The following is a 17,668-nucleotide window of genomic DNA, read 5'->3' on the forward strand; positions in this document are numbered from 1 at the left end:
TGTGGAAAGGCCGCCTGATGCCGAAGCGGCAAGAATTCGGCGTGTTGCGCGCCATGCCGAAGGCCACGCATGCGCCTGATGCATGAAAGGCACGGCAAGGAAGAACGGTGACCACTGTCACGTGATGTATCCGTGACGGACGCATCAGTACTGATGTAGAGCAAATCGCCTTGTGCGAACTGCGGTATTAGTGGACAGGCCGAGCGCAGTTCCCGCCCGCGCTTCCCACCCTTCCAAATAAAAGAAAAGGAGACAGAAATGCATGATTCCCACAGGCTGATTCCGGCCGCCGTCGCTGCTGCATGCATCGCCCTCGCAGGCACGGCCGCGGCGCAGGACAATCTCAAGAAACTGGAGGACTTCAAAAGCACCGGCACGTCGCTGAACCTGGAGACCATTCCCCAAACCGGTCCGAAAGCGGATGCATTGAAGGCCAATCTGCAAAAGATCAAGCTGCCGCCCGGCTTCAAGATCGACTTGTATGCAGTCGTGCCCGACGCGCGCCACATGGCGATCGGGCCATCCACCGGCATCGTCTTCGTCGGCACGCGCAAGACGAAGGTCTGGGCCGCCACTGACCGCACCAAAACCCGCGTGGCCGATGAAGTGAAAGTGTTTTCGCCTTCCATCAACTTCAAGGTGCCCAACGGCGTCTGCTTTTCTCCGGACGGCATCCTGTATGTGGTGGAACATAACCGGGTGCTGAGTTTTCCGGCCGCCGAATTTTTCTATGAAGGTCCGGATGTCGCCGCTGCGCCGGTCGTTCCGCAAGGCCAGCTGATACCGACAGAGGAAGAAAGCTTCAACCACGGCGCGCGCACCTGCCGCATAGGCCCGGACAACAAGCTGTACATCACCCTGGGCAATCCCTTCAACGTGCCGCCCAAGGAAAAACTCGCCCTGTACAACAAGGTCGGCATGATGGGCATCATCCGTATGGATCGCGACGGCAAGAACCGTGAAGTGTTTGCGCATGGCGTGCGCAATTCGGTCGGCATGGATTTCAATCCGAAGGACAAGACCTTGTGGTTCACCGACAACCAGGTGGATGGCATGGGCGACGACATCCCGCCGGGAGAAGTCAATCATGCAACCAAGGCCGGCCAGAATTTCGGTTTCCCCTGGTACGGCGGCGGCAAGATCCGCACCGAGGAATACAAGGCGGAAAAGCCGCCGGCGGACGTCGTGTTCCCGCAGGTGGAAATGGCGGCCCATGCTGCCGACCTCGGCATGGTCTTCTATAACGCGAAGATGTTCCCGGCGAAGTACCAGGGCGGCATCTTTGTCGCCGAGCATGGTTCCTGGAACAGGACCACGCCGATCGGTGCGCGCGTGATGTATGTGCCGGTGAAATCGGATGGCACGGCAGGCAAGGCGGAAGTGTTTGCCGAAGGCTGGCTCACTCCCACCAATGAATACCTTGGCCGCCCGGTGGACGTGGCCGTACTGCCTGACGGTTCGATGCTGGTTTCGGATGACTATGCCGGCGCCATCTACAGGATTTCCTATGCCGGACAATAAGCGCAGCAGCCTGCGCGACGGGATGGCAGCAGCGCTGCTGTCCCTGTCGCTGCTGAATGCCGCGCCGGGTTGGGCGGCGGATGGTCAGGCCGGCAAGTCGAAGGCGACCCAGTGCGCAGCCTGCCACGGCATGGATGGGATGGCCAAGGCGCCGGACGCGCCCAATCTCGCCGGCCAGAACGAAGCTTATCTGGTCAAGGCGCTGAAAGACTTCAAGTCCGGCGCGCGCAAGCATGAGGTCATGTCGATGATGGCACGCAACTTGTCGGATGCGGATATCGAGCAGCTTGCCGCTTACTACAACGGGATTGCAGTGACGGTGAAAGCGCCTTGATGCTTGGGTGCAAGGCGTTTCGGCATCGGCCCGGCGCAAGAGATGGCTTTCACATGGATTTCCCTTTGACCGGCATCAACCGAATCCTGCTTGTCCGGTCTAATGTGATTCGCTATATCCGAAGCATTGACTGGAGACCGAGATGATGAAGAGACTGATCACGCGAAAATCATGCAGCGCACTGGCACTGCTTGCCATCATGTCAGGCGCGGCACTGGCGCAGCAATCCTCGGGCGCAGGCTCCCCTGCCCCGGACGCCAATCAAACGCCCGGCACCGGCCAGGGCAATACCTTGACCGGCGGCTCCGAAGGCAACCCGACCGACAGCGCCACCAGTGGTTCCTCCACGGGCAGCGGTGCATCGTCCGGCACCAGCGGCACCGGGCAGGCCAATACCATGAGTGGCGGCGCCGAAAACAAGCCCACCAGCGAAACCAGCGGCGCGGCCGGCAGTTCGTCCAGCGGCGCCTCTTCCTCCGATGCCACCAAGCCCGCCGGCACCGGCCAGGGCAACACCTTGACCGGCGGCTCCGAAGGCAGCCCCACTTCCGGCGACAGCGGATCAACTCCGGACAAGAGCGCACCGAAATAGCCGGAACAACGACGCGTCCGGGAGATGCAAAACAAAAACCCGCGTAAACATGGTTGCTTACGTGGGTTTTGGGATTTCTACGGCTTCAAACAACCAGGTGAGCGGCGGGAAACGAACCATTTACCGGAAACCTTGTTCTTAGTCGTCATTACAGGCACAGGCGAGGTCTCATCATAAAACCAGGCACAACTTAGCCCCTCACCGCTCTGCCATCCCGATCCTGTTGAAGCACTTGTATAAATAAGCCGATAGGAAAGCTGCCGCCGGTCAGGGCTGACGGTCTGCCACTTAATATATGCAGCGCAATTCGGATATGCATCCTGGGCAAAGAAGCAACTTTCTTTTTACCGATCGCCCCCCCATGTGCTCGAACTACCGCCCCGCAAGCCGGAAACAGCTGGAACAGGATTTCGGTGTGGCTGCGCCCGATTCCGACTATAAGGCCGAAGCCTATCCCGGTTACATGGCGCCACTGATCCGCCTGCCGCGCGCCGACGCCGGCATGGGAGACCGGGCCTGCGCCCTGGGGATGTTCGGGATGGTCCCGCACTGGGCAGATCTCAAGCTCGCGCGCCAAACCTACAATGCCCGGACCGAGACGATCGCCACGAAGCCGAGTTTTCGCAGCGCCTACAAGCACGGCCAGTTCTGCATCATCCCCGTCGCTTCCTTTTACGAGCCTAGCTACGAGACCGGGAAAGCGGAGCGCTGGGAAATTGCGGACGCGGAGGGTTCCCCGCTGGGGATCGCCGGGATCTGGGAGCGCAAGCAGGACGGCCCGAACGGCTTGCCGCTCCTGTCTTTCTCGATGCTGACGGTGAATGCCGATGGCCACCCGCTGATGCAGCGCTTCCATAAGCCGACTGATGAAAAGCGCATGCTGGTCATTCTTGCCCCGGACCAGTACGACGGCTGGCTGCATTGCCCGGTGGAAGACGCGCCCGACTTCTTCGCGCAATACCCTGCCAGCCGCCTGGCTGCACATCCGGCACCGAAACCTGGCCGCTCAGGCGCGCAGAAATCGCTTCCGGATCTTTGAGAGTCCCATCGATATACAAGGGAATTGCCGATTCGACGCAAAAAAGCCAAGACGGCAATCCAGCCGTCCTGGCATTTTTTACAGTACTGAAGCCCCGTTATTTATTGTTATTGGTCGGCGCAGGTTGTTGAGACGGCGTGGATTGGGCAGGCGCAGCAGCATTGTTTTGGGCGCTCTGCTCCTCCTTAGCCTTTTTATTCGCCTTATGGTGACCAATTGCACAGCCTGCCGCAGCACCCGCAACGCCATGCTTGCCTGCGACATGGCCGGCGACGCCGCCAACGGCGGCCCCCTTCACACATCCTTTGGCGCTGGCGAAGCCAGATACCGATACCAATGAAACGAAAAGCGACACGGCAATCACATGATTTTTCATTGACGATTTCCTTAAAAAGAGGACCACTCTTCTAAGAAAGCTTGCCGTGCTATCAGTTCCCTTGCAGCCAGATCCTGAATGCGCTTGTGGTCTTCCCCGCCTGCCAGGCAATTGCGTTACAACAATTCAGCTTTAGCTCTGAATGCCACACGGCCTGTCACCTGAAACCATGCACGACTGTCGGTGGCAATAACTTCAACAGGAAATGCAGCGCCAAGGGCACTAGCACCATGTCATCAATAACGCCTAGAAGAGGAAGTGCCACGTTAAACGGGGACAGCGCATATAGCGCGAGACCTATGGCAGCCGGCAACAGCCATCGTGGCCGGTCTTTATGCTTGAGGGCAAACCATAACAGGCGCAGGTCTTCTTTACTCATGCGCCACAGGACATAGAAAAACTTTTTCACTCATCACTCCTTGCTGACATCAAGCGTCTGGATATAGCTATCGCGGATACCCCAGCCATGCTTATCCCCGTAGTGCGATTTTGGCTGCCGCGTTTTTACTGTAGAGCCAATTCTGGCTGTGCTGGACCAAAAGTGCGTGCCCGGAATGAAAAACGCCGTCACGTGGACGGCGTTGGATGAAACTGGGGGTATTGATGGTGGAGGCGGCGGGAATCGAACCCGCGTCCAGAAGCACTCTACAGACAGTTCTACATACTTAGTGCTGCCAATTGGTTTTAACCCAGCCGACGCGGACGCACACGCTTCGTCTAGGCGAGTCACCTAAATTTAACGTTACGCCAAGTGACCCGACGCAACGCGATTCCCTGTATATGACTCTGCTGCTGTTACCAGCCCACCCCAGGGAAGAGATGGTGCAGAGCTAGAAAGTTCTTAGGTTCCTAGTGGTTTACGCTGCGAGAGCGTAAGATTCATCGTTTGCATTTAAGCATTTCCGGTTGGATTTACGAGGTGATCGGTCCTCGGTATGCCCTGCGCTGCTTTGCAACCCCTGTCGAAACCAGGTCGCCCCCATAAGCAGATCAGCTATTGTAGCCGATAGATGCGGACAGGAGACCGGGTTTCAAGAGACCAGGCAAAGTATTTCGCTCGCAGTCAGCGAGTGATGACCGCCTTGCAATTCCTCAGGTTTCCGAACTAAAACTTCCCTTCTTCCGGCGAAATTTGCTATCATTCCGGGTTCCGCAGCGCCATAACGAATGGCAATTGCAGGAGAGATGGATGAGTGGTTTAAGTCGCACGCCTGGAAAGCGTGTATAGGTTAATAGCCTATCGGGGGTTCGAATCCCCCTCTCTCCGCCAGGAATCAAAAAGAAGGCCTCCAATCGGAGGCCTTTTCCAATTGCGCTCCAGATTTCGTTTGCGCTATTGGAGTTTAAGTCAGCAAGTCTTTGGTCAGAAGCTGCAATCTTGCAATGCTTGAAGTCCAAAGGGTTGACTTAAACTTAACGCCCTCTTATCTAACAGCGGTATTTGCCAAGCTAATTGCCCTATCAACCGAAGTCGAGCGATGAACGACCAATAGGTCACTCGGTCTTTGTCAGTTCAACTGCACGCTTCAAATCTTCAAACCAGTGTGAACCGATATAGCGAGATCTGAGCCTCTTGCAATATTATTCTCGCCACAAGAAGGCACTTGAATCCGAACGAGTCAAGCAAGGATCCTGACAATGTCGGCGTCAATAGCGAAATCAAAGAGGCGATACGATGACCGAGGCAGGAACGGGAGGCAGCAGGTCTTTCGGAACCGGAAGGATCGTGTTCTGGCGCGGCGGAAGCGTCTGGATCGGACATACGGTGGAAGAAACGGGATTCCACGACCATCATGCAATCCAGACCACGCTCTCGCTGTCGGGCGGCGCGGTGCGCTTCCGCCGTCCCGGGGAAGACTGGATTTCTTATGCGGCGGCCACCGTCGCTGCCCATCAATCGCATGCGTTTGAAGCGCGCGGCGAACTCGTTGCGCTGATCTTCGCCGAACCCGAGTCGCGCGAGGGAAGAGTGCTGCGCGCGCACTACCGCGAGGGCGTGGCGGCACTCGATGCTGCCACCCTGGCCAGCGAAGCCGCAGAACTCGCCTCCGCCTATGCACGCCGGGCTGCCGACGAAGAACTTGCCGCCTGCGCCCGGGCAGTGACGGCGAAGCTCACTTCTCTCCAGGCCTTGCCCGCCAAGCCTTTCGACAAGCGGATCGAGCGCGCCATCGACGCGTTGCGAGAACGGCTTGGCGAGTCGGTCACGATGGCCGAGATCGCCGACGCAGTCCATCTTTCTCCCGAACGCTTCCGCCATCTGTTTCTGGAAGAAACCGGCATTCGCTTCCGGCCCTATGTACTCTGGCTGCGCCTCGAAGTCGCAGTTGCTGCCTATGCAGCGGGCAACAGCCTGACCCACGCTGCGCATGCCGGCGGCTTTGCCGACTCTGCCCATTTTTCCCGCACCTTCAAGCGCATGTTCGGCGTGCCGGCAGTCGGCGTCCACCGCGCCTGACCGAACCTCACTTTTCCTTCGCGACCGCCGCACGGTCTGGCCCGGCTTACCTGTCACCGGCGTTCGGCATACGGCTTGTGCAGTTAGCCGTTTCATTCAAGTCGCGGCGGGGGCCACCCTCCTACACTGGCATCTCACTTCCATCCGAAAGGAGAAATGCCATGAACACCGCCATCCAGACCGAATGCACATGCAACACCTGCCCTGGTGCCGGCTGCGCCTGCGGCTGCCAGGACTCACAGCTTTTGCAGGGCCGACAGAAAGCCTGTGCCTGCGGCCCGCAGTGCCAGTGCGGCTCGCAATGCACCTGCGCGACGGCTGATGCCTGATCCGGCGCCGGGCCGCGTCACGATGAGCTGGCCCGGCATCTTACTCATTCCGTTATTCCCGAAACATTCCAACGAAGGAGCAATGCCATGCTTCGAAAATTTCTTTCCCCGCTTTCCTTTGCCGCACTCGCATCCGTAACGGCCTGCATGTCCCCGCCGTCCGGGCTGAACCTGTCGCTGGATCGCCCGAGCGCACACGACAAGTACGAGGCCTCGATCCATCCTTTGGCCGAGCCAGTTGCCATCAACAGGATGCACGCATGGGAAATCCAGCTGCGTACGCCCTCTGGCGAGCCGGTGACGGGTGCCCGCATTGCCGTCGGCGGTGGCATGCCGCAGCACGGCCACGGCTTTCCGACCCAACCCAGGGTCACGAAAGAACTCGGCGGTGGCCGCTATCTCATCGAGGGCATGAAATTCAGCATGCCGGGCTGGTGGGAAATCAAGCTGACAGTAGACGCGGCGCCCGGCATGGACGAGATCACCTTCAATACGATCATCCCATTGCGGTCCGATTCAAAGGTGGCGGCAAACAACTCCACCACGCATTGATTCCGGTCGATCATGAAACCCAAGACAGGACTGATGCCCTTCCTGCTGGCCGCAGCATTGCTTGCAGGCGCAGCACTGGCAGGACCATTCAGCATCAAGAGCTTTGACGGATGGGATGCGGAAGAGATCGCGGTTTTATCGTCGATGCGCTTGCGTGAACTGCCGCCCGCGCCGAACGATCCGTCAAACGCGTACGAGGCATCGCCGGCCGCAGTGAGCCTCGGACAGCGCATATTTTCCGACCGCCGCTTCAGCAGCAACGGCGCGGTCTCCTGTGCGAGCTGCCATCAGCCAGGCAAGCAGTTTCAGGATGGACTGCCCTTGGGGTTAGGCGTAGCCACCGGTGCCCGACGGACCATGCCAGTGGTCGCGGCCGGCCACAGTCCATTTTTGTTCTGGGACGGCCGCAAGGACAGCCTCTGGTCGCAAGCTCTCGGTCCCCTGGAAGACCCGGCCGAACATGGCGGCAATCGTCTGGCTTATGCGCATCTTCTCAAGGCGCATTATCGGGCTGAATATGAATCGATCTTCGGCGCCATGCCGGACTTGAGCCGGATGCCCAAAGCGGCAAGCCCGCTGGGAACGCCAGCGCAACAACTCGCCTGGAGCACGATGAGCGAAGATGCGCGCCGGGAAGTGTCGCGAGTGTTCGCCAACATGGGCAAGGCACTTGCGGCTTATCAGAAGACACTGGAGTACGGTGAGTCACGCATGGACCGGTATATCGAAGGTGTGGTCAGGCGCGATGCGGAAGCATCCCGAATCCTCAATGCAGTGGAAAAGAACGGACTGCGAATTTTCATTGGGAAGGGCCAGTGCATCACTTGCCATAACGGCCCGCTGTTGACGGACCAGCATTTTCACAATACCGGCATTGCCCCGCGCGAGGCCGGGCAGCCGGATCATGGCCGCCTTGCCGCCATTGCGAAGGTGCGCAGCGATGAATTCAATTGCCTTGGCCGCTTCAGCGATGCCAGGCCGGAGCAATGCGAAGAGCTGCGCTTTCTCGCCGCTGACGACCATGCCACGGAAGGCGCATTCAAGACGCCAAGCCTGCGCAATGTCGCCTTGCGTGCGCCCTATATGCATGCCGGCCAGCTCGCCACGCTGGCCGATGTGGTTCGGCACTACAGCAAGGCGCCTGCGGCAGCGACCGGACACAGCGAACTCAAGCCAGTCCAGCTGTCTGAAGCCGAAGTGCGGGATCTGGTCGCGTTTCTCGGCACCCTGTCCGGCCCCGTCGTTGAACGGGCCCAGCGAAAATGAACTGGGGCGATGCAAGGCCCATGCGCTTTTCCCTTACATAACTCTTTGGAAGAAATCTCACCATGAAGACTGAATTGATGCTCGCGTTCGAGGCGGAAATGACCGCAGCGTGGCGTCTGATTGATGCAGGGCGCCTGGATGGCGCAATGCGGCATCTGGAACGGGCCCACGTGCTGGGGCAGAACCATGTCGTGCCGCATGTCCGCTCCCATTGGGCCATGCTCTGCATTGCGTTCAAACGCCATTCGCTTGCTGAAAGTTTGGGACAAGCGATCCGGATCATTCTGGGAGCATTGGGCTCAGCCGTGGGAGTGGTCCCGACTGGCAATACCGGAGGCACGAACATCAGCATGTTTGCGCGCCTGCCGATCGATCATGATCTTGCGGCGATCATCAAGTGGGACCAGAGATGAGCTGAGTCCTCTGCTTTGGAAATTCACTGATACCTTGAATATCCTGCAGAAACGGATTCATGGCGAACTGCCAGCACCCCAAAGAATGAAAAAGGCCTCCGATGGGAGGCCTTTTTATTTGCATTTTCCCAATCGCAATACGTTGGGTGATTCGATATGCCTTGCCAGATGAGATTTATCGCGGAAACGCCGACAAGCCCGGCGCTTTGGCCTCGCTTGGTCCCGGCGTGCGAGCCACGTTCATGATCCAGCAGACCATGACAAAGTAGCCGACCAGGGCGGTGAGCTCCACCGTGCCCGCCTCTCCAAAGCGCGAAGCAGCGTCGGCATAAGTTTCATCGCTGACGCCATGCCGCCGCATCAATTCGTTCACAAAATCGAATATGCACGCTTCATCGCCTTCGAGGCTGCGCGGATGCCGGCCAGCGGCGAGCGCATCGATGGCGTCGGGCGGGACACCTGCCTTGATGGCCAGCGGGGCGTGGGTTTGCCATTCGAACTGGTTGTGCGTTTCCCGTGCCACGATGCAGATGGCGAGTTCCCGGACGCGATCGGACAGCGTGCCGCCGAAGCGCAAGGCTGCGCCGGTGTTGCCGATATGTTCCATGATGGCCGGGGTCTGCAACAGGGGAACGAAGGGGCCGAAGATGGCCTTGCGCGGGCCATTGATGATGGCGTCCGCCGCTGCGCGCTGGGCGTCGCTCATGGCGCTGCGCTCGGGAACCGGCAAGCGCTCCGATTGCGATGGGCCGAATCCTTGCGGTGCGGCCGTGACGGGTGTCGGGTTATCCATGCCGATGCTCCTTGATGAAGTGTTGATGATGTTCCTCGCGCCACAGGTAGATGGCGCTGATGATTAAACCGACGGCGGCAAGCTCCAGGGCATAGGTCAGGGCCGCAGAAAAATCGGCCGTCAGACGCCCGATGGCGGCGGAGACGACCGGGCCCATAAGCTGGCCCAGGGCAAAACCGGCAGTCATGCGGGCCAGGATGCCGGTGGCCTGTCCCTTCGCTCGTATCCGTCCTTCCTGCATGGCGACCATGGTGATGACCATGAAGGTTCCGCCTACCAGCAATGCGGCGATCACGATGCTGGGGAGGGACACCCAGATGGCCGGCAGCAATACGCCGGCCGCCATCAATAGATGGGATGTTGCCCACACCTGCACGCGATTGGCCTTTTTCAGCCCCCAGGAAACCAGGATTGTCGACAGCGCTGCTGCAATGCCAAACACTGGCCAGGCCCAGCCGAATACTTTCGGGTCGTCCACTAGTTGTCGTGCAAGAACCGGCAAATAGGTGGCGGGAAGAATGTAGCCGAATCCAAACAGGCTGTAGCAGGCAACCAGGCCGGCCGTGTTGCCGGGCGCGTTTCCCGCTGCGTCTTGCACAATCTCTGCCGTGGCCGGAGTGCCGGGATTGGGAAGCCGCCGGCCCACGAGCAAGGGAACAAGTGCCGCGACTGCCGCCAGGACAGCGAGTTCAACCCACATCCTGTCGGCAGAGACGTCGGGCCGCGCCTGGATGACGCAGAAGACGCCGACCGCCGCAATGCCGGTGCCGACGCCGGCAAAGATCACTCCGGCAAGATGTGGCCGCCCAAGAAAGGCCAGCCAGCCCAAACCCCATGCACTCGTCGCAACCAGTGCCCATGCGCTCAGCACGCCGGCCACAAAGCGCAGCAAGGCCCAGACCGGCAGCGAAGCCGTCCAGCCTACCGCCGCCGTCACGACGACCGTGCAGAGCAGGCTCAGCGCCAGGAGAGTCGCCGGCCGCAGGCGCACCCGGGCGGCGAACAAGGCTCCCAGCAAGTAGCCGAGGTAATTGCTTGCCGCAAGCCAAGCGCCGCCTTCGCTGTTGAGCTGTCCGTCCCGAACCATCAATGGAAATAGCGGGGTGAAGGCGAACCGCCCGATGCCCATGGCCACGGCCAGGGAAAGCAGTGCAGCGCAGCAAATCACTGCAGCCAAGGGGAGCGACCGGGCATTGGGGGAGGAGATCGAAGTCATCATGGACCTTATTACAACGCAAGCCGAGTTTGCTGACAAATGAATAAATGTGAACTACGATTCTCGATATGAGAACAATCGACTTGGAATCCCTGGCGATCTTCCGCGCCGTGGTCGAGGAAGGTGGCGTGGTCCGGGCCGCGGACAGGCTGCACCGCGTGCCTTCCAACGTGACCACCCGGATCAGGCAACTCGAAGAATACCTCGGCGTCCGCCTGTTCCGGCGGGAGGGCCGCATGCTCAGCCTGTCCGCGGAAGGCCGCACGCTGCTGAATTATTCCGTGCGGCTGCTTCGTCTTGCCGACGAAGCCGTCAACGAATTGCGCACCGGACGACCGCATGGGGCATTCCGCCTCGGTTCTCTGGAAAGCACCGCCGGGAGCCGGCTGGCGCCGATCCTGTCACGCTACCATGCCGAAAATCCGGGCGTCGTCGTGGAACTGGTTACCGGGACGACGGGCGCTCTCATCAACCGGGTTCTGAATTTCGAGATCGAAGCGGCGTTCGTTTCCGAACCCTTCACCCCCACGGGACTTGCCACCCTGCCTGTATTCCGCGAGGAACTGGTCCTCATTACCTCGAAACACGTTGAAAAGGTGCGAACGGCCAAGGACCTGGGGCGCAGCACGATGATTGCGTTCGCGCACGGATGTTCCTACCGCAAGCGGCTCGAAGACTGGCTGGGCGGCGAAAATGTCCTGCCTGCACGCGCGCTCGAGTTTTCGTCCTACCAGGGCATGATTGCCTGCGTCGCCGCCGGGACGGGATTTGCCATCGTTCCCAAATCCGTGCTGGTGGCATTGCATGCCACGGAAAAGGTGAACCAGCATGCGCTGCCCAAGCGCATTTCCGCAAACCGGACCCATCTCGTCTGGCGCGGCGAACCTTCTCTCGCCCTGGAGGGGCTGATCAACTTAGTGCAGGCTGAATCGCCGTTGCCGGCCGCCCTCCCGGAGCGCTCCCCGGTCGCAAAGAGCAGAGTTGCATAAGCCGCAGAAGCTGCAATGCGGAAACCATCTGGTGCTCGTACGGTCGATGCCTGACCGACGTCTATCATCACGAACGCCATTCTGTTCCTGGGCCTCGCTGACGCGGGAACGCGCCCGTTTGCCGTTTCATCTAATGTCGTGAAAACAATGCACAAGGACGATGGTCATGCACTCAATGACTCAACAGGCGGCCACGGCAGGCATGTCCGATACGGAACTCGCTTCCAGGATCGCAGCAGGCGACCAGCAAGCCTTCGTGCTGCTGATGCGGCGCCATAACCAGAGCCTCTATCGCACCGCGCGCAGCATTCTGAAAGACGATGCGGAGGCCGAGGATGTGGTCCAGGATGCGTATCTGCTGGCTTATCGCGGCATCGACAAATTCCGGGGCGATGCGAAGCTGTCGACCTGGCTGACGCGCATCGTGGTCAATGAAGCGATTGCGCGCGCGCGCAAGAGCAGCCGCAGGGCCGAGGTGATCCGATTGAACGATTCCCCGACAGGCATCGAGACAACGGAAGAAGCCATGACTGAAACCCCATCCGAACAGCCGGAGCAGTCTGCGGTGCGCGCCGAAATGCGCCGCATTCTGGAGCGAAAGATCGACGATCTTCCGGAAGCCTTCCGCACCGTGTTCGTGCTGCGCGCGCTGGAAGAGATGACGGTGGAGGAAGTCGCCACCTGCCTGTCGATTCCCGAAAACACGGTGCGCACACGCTTCTTCCGCGCCCGCGCCTTGCTGCGGGAAGCCTTGCTGAGCGAAGTCGACTTCGCCTTTGCAGATGCCTTTTCCTTTGCCGGCGCACGCTGCGACCGCATCGTCGCGGGCGTCCTGGCGCGGCTCGATTCCATGCAGGCGGGCGATTCCTGATTCCTTCGGCCGAGTGCCTTGCCGCGCCGGCCAACCATATCCATCAAAACCGGGAGGACCAGCATGAATGCGCCCGAGAGACTCGCGCTACCCGACATCCAGTCGCAACCTGACAGGCGCAACATCCACATCGACGCAGTCGGCGTGAAAGAGCTGCGCTATCCGGTGTCGATCCGAAGCCGTTGCAGGACGGTTGCCACCATTGGCACATTCACGATGACTGTGGGCTTGCCCGCCGCCGCCAAAGGCACGCACATGTCGCGCTTCATCGAAGCGCTCGAGGCGCAGGACGCGCCGCTGGACCAGGAACGATTCCGGGCAATGCTGTTCGCCATGCTGGAACGGCTGGATGCGCACAGCGGCGCCATCGAGATGCGGTTTCCCTATTTCGTCAATAAGGCCGCGCCGGTATCCGGCGTGCAGGGCATGCTGGATCACGAGGTGTGCTGGCGCGCCAGCAGAGCCCCTTCGGGGGAGTACGCATTCAGCATGCAAGTGACGGTCGCGGCGACCAGCCTGTGCCCGTGCTCGAAGGAGATATCCCGCTACGGCGCCCACAACCAGCGCTCGCACATCACGATCGAGGCCCGGCTGGGCGTCGCGATGGAGATCGAGGAGCTGATCGCCATCGCCGAGCAAAGCGCGTCCTGCGAGGTGTATGGATTGCTCAAGCGCGCGGATGAGAAATACGTGACCGAGCGTGCCTATGACAATCCGAAATTCGTGGAAGACCTGGTGCGCGACGCGGCGCTGGCGCTGAACCGGGATAAGCGCGTGCTTGCGTATGTGGTGGAAGCGGAGAATTTCGAATCGATCCACAACCACTCGGCCTTTGCCCGCATTGCCCGGGAAGCGTGAACGGCCGATCTCGCTATCAGCGTCGCCGCGAGCAGGCCATTCTTGCAAGGAGAGTCACATGGCCGCGCATGAAACCAACCTTGAGAAAAGCCGGGAAATCGCCGAGGGCACGATGGCATTTCATTTCAGGAAGCCGGCCGGCTTCCGCTTCAAGCCCGGCCAGGCGATCGATCTCGTGCTCCCCGACCGGGAAAATCCGGAAGCGGACAGCCTGCGTCATGCCTTTTCCATCGTCAGCGCGCCCCATGAGGAGGAACTGATCATTGCGACGCGCATGCGCGACAGTGCATTCAAGCGCGCACTGCGCGCCCTCCCCGTAGGCTCCCCGGCAGGGATCGAAGGTCCCTTCGGTTCGCTCGGCCTGCATGGCGATGCGGCACGGCCGGCAGTCTTCATCGCCGGCGGCATCGGCATTACGCCTTTCATGAGCATGCTGCGGCACGCTGCCCACGAACGCCTGCCGCATCGCCTGCTGCTGCTTTATGCAAACCGGCGGCCGGAAGATGCGGCATTCCTTGATGAACTGCTGCAGCTTGAAAAGCGCAACGGGCGATTCCGCCTGATTGCGGCGATGTCCCGGCTGCACAATTCCTCGCGGCCATGGGAAGGAAGGACGGGATATATCGATGAGACCCTCATCCGCTCTGTCAGCGCAGATCTGCCGGTGCCGGTGTATTACCTGGCCGGTCCGCCCGGCATGGTGGATGGCATGAACTCATTGCTGCTTCGCATGGACGTGGCGCCGGAGCATATCTGCAGCGAATCCTTTTACGGCTATCCGTGACTGCCCTGATCAATGCCACCCTGCGCCGGAACGCGCCAGATTCTCGATTCATCTAATGTGGCGAGGCGAAGGAAGATGGGCTGAACCTTCGCATTGACCAGAATTGCATCGAGGCCGGCGGGAAAGAATGCTGCCGCTGGCATGTCACGACCGGAGGCGGAGATCATGGAACATTCCCTTGTATCTTCAGAGACAGGCGCTGCGCAGGCAGTTCATCACCCCAAATACTGGTCACCGGCAGCATGCCGGGCGGCGCTATGCTGCTCCATCGCTGGCGCCCTGCTCTCGGCGTGCGGAAGCGGCGGGATCGAGGCAGGAGCAAACCTGGCAACGGCACCCGCGAACCAGGCGGCAAGCCCGGCACCCGACCCTGCCCTTGTCGCGCTGGGCAAGCAGATCTTCCGCTTCGATACCTTCGGCGATGAAACGCAATGGACCGACAAGCTGCGCATGCATGAAGTCATCCGCAGTGCGGTCGACCCGACGACGGCGTTGTCCGTCGGATTGAAAGTGGATTCGGAAGCCTTGCCACCGGCAGTGGTGCAGGGCATCAAGGATGGCACGATCGACCTGAAGAGCCCGGACACGACCGTCGCCCTGCTCAAGCTCAATGCGGTGGTCGGCCTGCAAGGCAAGGTCGAGGTCGTCAATGGCAAGGATACGCTTACCCGTGTCGGCGTCACCTGCGCCCTCTGCCATTCCACCGTCGACGATTCCTTCGCGCCCGGCATCGGCAAACGCCTCGACGGCTGGCCGAACCGCGACCTCAATCCGGGAGCGATCATCGCCCTGTCGCCGGCGCTGGATGCAGCAATGAAGAAGGTCTACAACTCTTGGGGCAAGGGCATGTACGATCCGCGCTTCAACCTCGACGGGAAGAACGGCCCGGTAGCGATTCCGCCCGCCTATGGCCTGGCCGGCATCCATCGCATCACCGTAACCGGTGACGGCGACGACATCGCCTACTGGAACCGTTATGTGGCAGTGACCCAAATGGGCGGACATGGCAGCTTTGACGAACCGCGCACGGGCGTCCACGTGGTCAACGGCACGGACGACCAGGTGAGCGCGAAACTGCCGGCGCTGCAGGCTTACCAGCTCACGCTGCAGGCGCCTCCGCCACCGCCCGGCAGTTTCGATGCGGCTGCAGCCACCCGCGGCAAGCTGCTCTTCAATGGCGCCGGCCGGTGCTTCACCTGCCATAGCGGCGCCGAGCTGACCGACGCCAACACACGCCTGCACTTTCCCGCGGAAGTGGTCAGCGAGCCGGAGCCGAACGGCGCGCCCAGCTATGCTTCCCGCAGCGCGACCGGGCAATACCGGACCGCACCGCTGCATGGGTTGTGGCAGCATCCGCCCTACTTCCACAATGGCACGGCCCCGACCTTGCAGGCCGTTGTCGAAACCTATAACAGCAAGCAGGCGCTTGGCCTGACACCGCAGGAAATTGCCGACCTGGCCGAATACCTGAAGGCCTTATGAAGGGAGCAGTCGTGCGCGTGCCGGCCCGCGCGCTCCCATCTGGGCCCGCCGCATTCATGTACTCAAGTATTTGGGGGTCAGGCCGATGGTCCGACGTCTTGTGCCTGCCTTCCGGGGTAACCGGCTCCGCGCTTCCCGAGCAGGACCTGCAGCACGACCGTTACCGCGATGTTGAGCACCAGTGCCACAAGCCCGGTATATATCGCATGACTGGCGCCGCCCAGCACGAAGGTATGTACCGGCTTGATGCCATCAGAAAACGCGAGCCAGCTGCCGCTGACCATGCCGACAGCCCAGCCTGCCAGCAGGGCGGGGGCGCGGAACCAGCGAGCAAACACGGCAAACACGACGGACGGAAACGTCTGCAGTATCCATACGCCTCCCAGCAGCTGCAGGTCGAGCGCGAACTTGGTGGGCAGGAACAGAATGAACCCCAGCGCACCGATCTTGACCACCAGCGACACCAGCTTCGCGACCTTTTCTTCCCCCGCATGCGTGATGTCCTGGTTGACGTAGGGTTTCCAGAAATTGCGCGTGAAGAGATTGGCGGCACCAATCGACATCACGGCAGCAGGTACCAGCGCGCCGATGGCGATGGCGGCGAAAGCGAATCCCGTGAACCAGCTCGGAAACAGCGCATTGAACAGCGCCGGCACCACATCGTTGTTGTTCTTCACGCTGAGCTTGGCGGCGTAAGCCATGAAACCGAGCATCGCGATCAGCCCGAGCAGCACGGTGTACGCCGGCAGGAAGATCGCGTTCTTGCGGATGGTGTCGGCGCTTCTTGCGGCAAAGATGCCGGTCAGGGTGTGCGGATACATGAATGCCGCGAGGGCCGATCCCAGCGCCAGGCTGGAGAACGCAAGCATCTGCTGCGGCTTCAGGACAAGACCGGTGGTGCCTCCCTTGGCAAGGAATGCCTGGTTCGCCGCCTCGAATACGGCGCCGTAGCCGCCCAGTTTCATCGGCACCAGGACGATCGCGACTAGCACGACGATATAGATCATGAGGTCCTTGACGAAGGCGATCAAGGCCGGTGCCCGCAAGCCTGCGGAATACGTGTAGAGCGCAAGGATGATGAAGGCCGCCGCCAATGGTACTTCCCCGGACAGGCCGAGCGCCTTAATGACGACCTGCATGCCGACCAGCTGCAGCGCGATGTACGGCATGGTGGCAACTACGCCTGTGAGCGCTACCGCAAATTCCAGCGGGCGCGAACCGTAGTTGCCGTAGACGACGTCGGCCGCTGTTACATAGCCGGCCCGGTGCGCGGCATGCCACAGTTTCGGCATGATGAGGAAAACGATCGGATAGACGATGATCGTATAAGGCAGAGCGAAGAAGCCATAGGCGCCGACCGCATACACCAGTGCCGGAACGGCGATGACGGTGTAAGCGGTGTAGAAGTCGCCGCCGATCAGGAACCAGGTGATCCAGGTGCCGAAACTCCTTCCCCCAAGGCCCCACTCATCCAGGTGCGCGCCCTTGTGCGCGCCGCCGCGCTGCCAGCGGGATGCGGCAAATCCCATGATCGTGACCAGGGCGAAGAAGAAGATGAAGATGGACAAGGCCATCCAGTTGATCGGAGCATCCATCATTCGACTCCCTTGCGCGCGTCCTGGCGATACACGATCCACACGAGCAACGATGTGACCGGCACCCAGAGCAGCTGGTACCAGTAGAAGAAGGGAAAGCCGAAGAGCTCGGGCAATTCGCGGTTATAGAAAGGCACCCAAAGCAAGCCGATGAAAGGCAGCAAGAGCAGGATCCGCATGATGACCTCCACAGGCGAGGC

Annotated in this window: 21 protein-coding genes, 1 tRNA gene and 1 other RNA gene; 14 read left to right on the plus strand and 9 right to left on the minus strand. The window is 60.6% G+C overall.

The features are described from left to right. Nucleotides 1-258: 258 nt before the first annotated feature. From HGHM_RS02060 to HGHM_RS02075, 4 genes are all read left to right on the plus strand, one after another. Complete coding sequence (locus HGHM_RS02060; protein ID WP_019139840.1) at nt 259-1,521, plus strand: PQQ-dependent sugar dehydrogenase; 1,263 nt, start codon at nt 259-261, stop codon at nt 1,519-1,521. Next, nucleotides 1,508-1,855, plus strand: coding sequence for a c-type cytochrome (locus HGHM_RS02065; RefSeq protein WP_019139841.1), 348 nt, complete (start codon nt 1,508-1,510; stop codon nt 1,853-1,855). Before HGHM_RS02060 ends, HGHM_RS02065 begins: the two co-directional genes overlap by 14 nt. A 142-nt stretch (nt 1,856-1,997) precedes the next feature. Continuing rightward, complete coding sequence (locus HGHM_RS22905; RefSeq protein ID WP_019139842.1) at nt 1,998-2,447, plus strand: hypothetical protein; 450 nt, start codon at nt 1,998-2,000, stop codon at nt 2,445-2,447. 361 nt (nt 2,448-2,808) lie between these two features. Next, entirely contained in the window at nt 2,809-3,486 is a 678-nt protein-coding gene (locus tag HGHM_RS02075) for an SOS response-associated peptidase (protein ID WP_019139843.1), read from the plus strand. Between the two features lie 97 nt (nt 3,487-3,583). On the opposite strand, the gene HGHM_RS02080 is transcribed toward HGHM_RS02075, so the two are convergent. The 3 genes from HGHM_RS02080 to ssrA all read right to left on the minus strand — a co-directional run bounded on the left by HGHM_RS02080 (nt 3,584) and on the right by ssrA (nt 4,843). Further along, nucleotides 3,584-3,862, minus strand: coding sequence for a hypothetical protein (locus tag HGHM_RS02080; protein ID WP_019139844.1), 279 nt, complete (start codon nt 3,860-3,862; stop codon nt 3,584-3,586). A gap of 157 nt (nt 3,863-4,019) precedes the next feature. Further along, on the minus strand, nt 4,020-4,271 hold the full coding sequence (locus HGHM_RS02085; protein WP_019139845.1) for a YkvA family protein: 252 nt from the start codon (nt 4,269-4,271) through the stop codon (nt 4,020-4,022). 195 nt (nt 4,272-4,466) lie between these two features. Further along, nucleotides 4,467-4,843: a transfer-messenger RNA gene (gene ssrA / locus HGHM_RS22535) on the minus strand. Between the two features lie 198 nt (nt 4,844-5,041). Between ssrA and HGHM_RS02090 the strand changes: the two genes are divergently transcribed. Next, nucleotides 5,042-5,132, plus strand: a tRNA-Ser gene (locus tag HGHM_RS02090). A 405-nt stretch (nt 5,133-5,537) separates the two neighbouring features. Further along, nucleotides 5,538-6,320, plus strand: a complete 783-nt coding sequence (locus HGHM_RS02095; protein ID WP_019139846.1) for a helix-turn-helix transcriptional regulator — start codon at nt 5,538-5,540, stop codon at nt 6,318-6,320. Nucleotides 6,321-6,556: 236 nt separating this feature from the next. Here HGHM_RS02095 and HGHM_RS22995 read toward each other — a convergent pair whose 3' ends face one another. Then, a complete protein-coding gene (locus HGHM_RS22995; RefSeq protein ID WP_154652073.1) occupies nt 6,557-6,697 on the minus strand; it encodes a hypothetical protein in 141 nt (46 codons plus the stop codon). Nucleotides 6,698-6,736: 39 nt separating this feature from the next. On the opposite strand from HGHM_RS22995, the gene HGHM_RS02105 reads away from it, so the two are divergent. The 3 genes from HGHM_RS02105 to HGHM_RS02115 all read left to right on the plus strand — a co-directional run bounded on the left by HGHM_RS02105 (nt 6,737) and on the right by HGHM_RS02115 (nt 8,880). Then, nucleotides 6,737-7,201, plus strand: a complete 465-nt coding sequence (locus HGHM_RS02105; protein ID WP_019139848.1) for a FixH family protein — start codon at nt 6,737-6,739, stop codon at nt 7,199-7,201. A 12-nt stretch (nt 7,202-7,213) separates the two neighbouring features. Then, on the plus strand, nt 7,214-8,467 hold the full coding sequence (locus HGHM_RS02110) for a cytochrome-c peroxidase (RefSeq protein ID WP_026075624.1): 1,254 nt from the start codon (nt 7,214-7,216) through the stop codon (nt 8,465-8,467). Nucleotides 8,468-8,529: 62 nt separating this feature from the next. Beyond that, entirely contained in the window at nt 8,530-8,880 is a 351-nt protein-coding gene (locus HGHM_RS02115) for a DUF3703 domain-containing protein (protein ID WP_019139850.1), read from the plus strand. Nucleotides 8,881-9,055: 175 nt separating this feature from the next. Here HGHM_RS02115 and HGHM_RS02120 read toward each other — a convergent pair whose 3' ends face one another. Continuing rightward, nucleotides 9,056-9,673 (minus strand): carboxymuconolactone decarboxylase family protein, encoded by a 618-nt coding sequence (locus tag HGHM_RS02120; protein ID WP_019139851.1) that lies wholly within the window; start codon nt 9,671-9,673, stop codon nt 9,056-9,058. Further along, nucleotides 9,666-10,892: a YbfB/YjiJ family MFS transporter gene (locus tag HGHM_RS20385; RefSeq protein ID WP_081583513.1), complete on the minus strand. Its 1,227-nt coding sequence runs from the start codon at nt 10,890-10,892 to the stop codon at nt 9,666-9,668. Before HGHM_RS20385 ends, HGHM_RS02120 begins: the two co-directional genes overlap by 8 nt. A gap of 65 nt (nt 10,893-10,957) precedes the next feature. Here HGHM_RS20385 and HGHM_RS02130 point away from each other — a divergent pair, with 65 nt between their 5' ends. The 4 genes from HGHM_RS02130 to HGHM_RS02145 all read left to right on the plus strand — a co-directional run bounded on the left by HGHM_RS02130 (nt 10,958) and on the right by HGHM_RS02145 (nt 14,391). After that, nucleotides 10,958-11,878: a LysR family transcriptional regulator gene (locus HGHM_RS02130; protein ID WP_019139854.1), complete on the plus strand. Its 921-nt coding sequence runs from the start codon at nt 10,958-10,960 to the stop codon at nt 11,876-11,878. A 175-nt stretch (nt 11,879-12,053) separates the two neighbouring features. Next, the gene (locus tag HGHM_RS02135) at nt 12,054-12,749 is read left to right on the plus strand and encodes an RNA polymerase sigma factor (protein WP_019139855.1); all 696 of its coding nucleotides are present in this window, start codon (nt 12,054-12,056) and stop codon (nt 12,747-12,749) included. Nucleotides 12,750-12,812: 63 nt separating this feature from the next. Next, entirely contained in the window at nt 12,813-13,607 is a 795-nt protein-coding gene (gene folE2, locus HGHM_RS02140) for a GTP cyclohydrolase FolE2 (protein ID WP_019139856.1), read from the plus strand. Between the two features lie 58 nt (nt 13,608-13,665). Beyond that, nucleotides 13,666-14,391: a ferredoxin--NADP reductase gene (locus tag HGHM_RS02145; protein WP_019139857.1), complete on the plus strand. Its 726-nt coding sequence runs from the start codon at nt 13,666-13,668 to the stop codon at nt 14,389-14,391. On the opposite strand, the gene HGHM_RS23000 is transcribed toward HGHM_RS02145, so the two are convergent. Beyond that, nucleotides 14,382-14,558: a hypothetical protein gene (locus tag HGHM_RS23000; protein WP_019139858.1), complete on the minus strand. Its 177-nt coding sequence runs from the start codon at nt 14,556-14,558 to the stop codon at nt 14,382-14,384. The two genes, HGHM_RS02145 and HGHM_RS23000, sit on opposite strands and share 10 nt — an antisense overlap. Between HGHM_RS23000 and HGHM_RS02155 the strand changes: the two genes are divergently transcribed. Continuing rightward, nucleotides 14,557-15,873, plus strand: a complete 1,317-nt coding sequence (locus HGHM_RS02155; RefSeq protein ID WP_019139859.1) for a c-type cytochrome — start codon at nt 14,557-14,559, stop codon at nt 15,871-15,873. The genes HGHM_RS23000 and HGHM_RS02155 overlap by 2 nt on opposite strands. A gap of 77 nt (nt 15,874-15,950) precedes the next feature. Here HGHM_RS02155 and mctP read toward each other — a convergent pair whose 3' ends face one another. Together mctP and HGHM_RS02165 are read right to left on the minus strand one after the other, a co-directional pair. Beyond that, nucleotides 15,951-17,468, minus strand: coding sequence for a monocarboxylate uptake permease MctP (mctP, locus tag HGHM_RS02160; RefSeq protein ID WP_034348636.1), 1,518 nt, complete (start codon nt 17,466-17,468; stop codon nt 15,951-15,953). Continuing rightward, complete coding sequence (locus HGHM_RS02165; protein WP_026075625.1) at nt 17,468-17,647, minus strand: DUF3311 domain-containing protein; 180 nt, start codon at nt 17,645-17,647, stop codon at nt 17,468-17,470. Before HGHM_RS02165 ends, mctP begins: the two co-directional genes overlap by 1 nt. Between the last annotated feature and the right edge of the window lie 21 nt (nt 17,648-17,668).

This window comes from Noviherbaspirillum massiliense JC206, from assembly GCF_000312045.1.
GTDB lineage: Bacteria > Pseudomonadota > Gammaproteobacteria > Burkholderiales > Burkholderiaceae_D > Noviherbaspirillum > Noviherbaspirillum massiliense.